This is a genomic window from Cellulomonas sp. P2_B4 (assembly GCF_056404795.1).
This window is the reverse complement of the sequence record NZ_JBFUDI010000073.1, coordinates 1-598: the sequence shown is the minus strand read 5'-3', so window position 1 is coordinate 598 and position 598 is coordinate 1. Positions and strand designations below refer to the sequence as shown.

The window sequence follows — 598 nt, the reverse complement described above, 5'->3', positions numbered from 1 at the left end:
CACCTCGACCTTCCAGCAGAATGTCGCTTCCTTCGCGCTGGCGCGGCGCCTCAAGGCGCTGCATCCCGGCATCACCCTGTTGTTCGGCGGCGCCAATTTCGATGGCCCGATGGGCCGGGCGTGGATGGAGGCGGTGCCGCAGATCGACCTGGCGCTGTGCGGCGAATCGGATCGATCCTTTCCCGTGCTGCTCGGCGCGCTGGCCAACGGCACCGATCTCTCGGCGATCCCGGGCCTGTTGTGGCGCGACGGCGACAGCATCGCGTCCGGTCCGCCGGCCATACCGCTCGACCGCATGGACGATCTGCCGGTGCCCGAGTTCGGCGAATATTTCGATCGCGCGCTCGATCTCGGGCTGCTCACCCCGGCATCGATCCGCAGTGTCGACATGCCGTTCGAAAGCTCTCGCGGTTGCTGGTGGGGGGCAAAGGTGACGTGCCGGTTCTGCGGCCTGAACGGCAGCACCATGACCTATCGCGCCAAATCGCCCGACCGCGTGCTCGCCGAACTCGCGACGCTGGCCGGACGGCATGGCAGCCTCGCCTTCAACGCCACCGACAACATCATGAATGTCGACTATCTGCGCTCGATGATGCAG

The 598-nt window shown here is 66.4% G+C and carries 1 protein-coding gene; it reads left to right on the top strand.

Annotation, left to right across the window (positions count from 1 at the left end):
- Positions 1–598 (top strand): hypothetical protein (locus AC1DZC_RS20155; RefSeq protein ID WP_477044517.1); only part of this gene is annotated, 598 nt, incomplete at both ends.